This is a genomic window from Aquabacterium sp. (assembly GCF_035476535.1).
Taxonomy (GTDB): Bacteria; Pseudomonadota; Gammaproteobacteria; order Burkholderiales; family Burkholderiaceae_C; genus Pseudaquabacterium.
On record NZ_DATILJ010000023.1, the window covers coordinates 1 to 2,524 of the forward strand.

The 2,524-nt window shown below is 67.0% G+C and carries 3 protein-coding genes; all 3 read right to left on the minus strand.

Features of this window, described 5'->3' with window-relative positions; all coding sequences use genetic code 11:
- Window positions 1-380: acyltransferase family protein (locus VLK61_RS02840; RefSeq protein ID WP_325418084.1), on the minus strand; the 380-nt coding region annotated here is incomplete at its 3' end.
- Window positions 380-1,696, minus strand: a complete 1,317-nt coding sequence (locus VLK61_RS02845; RefSeq protein ID WP_325418086.1) for a 3-deoxy-D-manno-octulosonic acid transferase — start codon at window positions 1,694-1,696, stop codon at window positions 380-382. The genes VLK61_RS02840 and VLK61_RS02845, both read right to left, overlap by 1 nt.
- Entirely contained in the window at window positions 1,693-2,415 is a 723-nt protein-coding gene (locus VLK61_RS02850) for a tetratricopeptide repeat protein (protein ID WP_325418088.1), read from the minus strand. The genes VLK61_RS02845 and VLK61_RS02850 overlap by 4 nt, the downstream gene beginning before the upstream one ends.
- Window positions 2,416-2,524: the final 109 nt, after the last annotated feature.

Sequence of the window (2,524 nt, forward strand, 5' to 3'; positions counted from 1 at the left end):
GCGGCGAAGTAGCCGGTGTCGTTCATGAAGTGGTAGTTGGCGTAGAACAGCGATGTCGCGAACAGGCTCTTGCCGAAGTTCGTGAACTCGTCCGGGAACAGCAGCCAGGAGGCCGCCACCGTCGAGGCGGCCAGCACGGCGAACAGCGCCGGCACGATGCGGCGGATGCGCCGTTCGTAGAAATGGGCGATCGAGAAGTGCTGCGCCTGAACGGCGCGCAGCAGGATGCCGGTGATCAGATAGCCCGAGATGACGAAGAACACGTCGACGCCGACATAGCCGCCACCGAAACCGGGAACGCCCGCGTGAAACAGCACGACCGGCAGCACCGCGACGGCGCGCAGGCCGTCGACTTCCGGCCGGTACTCGCTGTCGGACATCAGCGCTCGACCTCCGCCAGCGGCAGCCAGGGTGTCAATGCCGCCAGGTGCTGGGCCAGCGAGGTTCGCGCGCCTGCCAGTACATCGATCACGCGCTTCAGGGCCGTCGCCGCCTGGCCCTGCAGCGCCGCCTGCCAATGGCGCTGCAGGCCCCGGGCGTCGTCGGCAGTCAGCAAGGCCCCTGCGTCTCGCAGTGCCGTGTAGACCGGGAATGACGGGTAGGTCTGCTCCCAGCCCGACATCACGCTGGTCGGCTTGTTGTAGCTCAGCGGCTCCAACACGTTGTGATCGACCCCGACGTGGGCGACCGCGGCTGCGGCGTACAGGTCGCGCAACTCGCCCATGGTGTCCAGCACCAGCGCACCCACTTCGTCCGGGATCGCCTGGGTCGTCAGGCGTGATCGCCATGCTGCCTTCAGATCATGCTGAAGCAGCAGGGCGGCGATCTCGTCCAGGTTCGCGGGGACCTCCGGGTGGCGCGGTGCAAGCACCAGCAGCGCGCGAGGATGCTGCTGCCGCAGCCAGACGAAGGCCTGAACGACGGCCTGCAACTCGTCGCTGCGTGTCAGCGATCCCGCGACGATTGCCGGCCTGGCGCCGTCGACCAGGCTTTGCAGCAGGGCCGGGCTGCGCGCATCCTGCACCTGCCATGCACGCGCATGGCGCAGTGCGTCGATCTTGAGGTTGCCTGTCAGGTGGATGCGCGCTGCCGGGGCGCCGGCCGCCACCAGTTGCTGCTGCACGCTTTCGGTCTGCACGCACAGCGCGTCGAACTGCTCGAGAAGCGGGCGGGTGAGCCAGCGGCGTTCAATGTCATCCATGCGGCACGACGGTTGATAACCATAGAGCCAGCCATTGACAGCCACCAGGCGGGCGCCGCGGGCCCGGGCATGCAGCAGGAAGGCCACCGAGCAGCGGCACGGCGCATCGCTGGGAATCAGCGGGATCTCCGCCACCACCACCAGTTGCGGCGGACGCACGGCTGCCAGCATGCCGGCATCGCGGCTGTGGCCCCGCGTGACGAAGACTTCGGCGTCAGGGTAGCGCGCGAGGTAGCTGTCGCGATAGTGCGCGTGGTCGGTGATCAGGACCAGGGGCATCGATGCCATGCGCTGGCACAGCGCATCGAGCAGCGGCGCGATGGCATTGAGCTCGCCGATCGTCGAGACGAACACCCACCATGCCGGCCGCGCCGGTGCCGGTGGCGCGGGGTGTTGTGCCGAGGCGGCGCTGTTGCCGCGCAGATCGCTGGCCTGCTCGAGGGCCCGGAAGGCCAGCAGGCGAAGACCCACGCCCAGAGGAAGGCGCGGCCTCATTCGTTCGGCTTGGGGGTGTCCGGTGCCGCGCTCAGCTGTCCCGGTTCGGTCCACTTGTTGATGCCCTTGAGCTTGTCGATCAGGTCGGTCCGCGTGAAGCCCAGCGCCAGTGCGGCGTGGGCTGCTTCGAGGGCGCGGTCGTAACGCCCCAGATCAAAATACAAGAGCCCGATGTTCAAGTGCGACAAGGGGTTGTCCTTGGCGTATTCCGAGGCGAGTTCGAGTTGTCGCACCGCATCGTCGTTGCGCTTCTGCTTCGTCAGGAACAGCGCATACAGCGAGCGCACTACCGTATCGTCGGGCTTGTACTGCATGCCGCGAACGAAATAGCACTCCACGGTGTAGCGCGCGCCGGGCGCCGGATCGGTTTTGTGCCGTTCGCCCAGGCGCATCATCGTGTTCAAAGCCCGATGGTGGTTCGGGAACACGTGGAGCGTGTAGGCCACGTCCTGCGCCATGTAGTGGTAAGTCGTCTTCGACGGCTTGGTCATCGTTTCCACGCCAGGCGGGAAATGTGGCCGCTCAACCATGCCGCGGATGTCCATCGGCGCCGTGCGGTAGTCGAAGGGGCCGAAATGGTTGTGGAAGGGATCGCCGCAGGGCCCAACGGGTGCCGCCTGCACTTGCGCGCGCGCACCGCCGGCAATCAGCACCATCGCCGCGACCGACAGCAGCCGCACGGCAATTCGAGAAAAGTGGAGGTAGGCGGTGGCTGGCATCAGGTCGTACTCCAATGCGCCAGGGGCGATGTGCCCGGGAGGTCGACGGCAGCTCATTGATGCAGCCGGGAGACCTGGTTCTCGCCTGCCGCATCGGCGGCTGGGCTTG

Coding starts and splice junctions, on each gene's coding strand:
- VLK61_RS02850 (WP_325418088.1), bottom strand. CDS start 2,415: ATGCCAGCCACCGCCTACCTCCACTTTTCTCGAATTGCCGTGCGGCTG.
- VLK61_RS02845 (WP_325418086.1), bottom strand. CDS start 1,696: ATGAGGCCGCGCCTTCCTCTGGGCGTGGGTCTTCGCCTGCTGGCCTTC.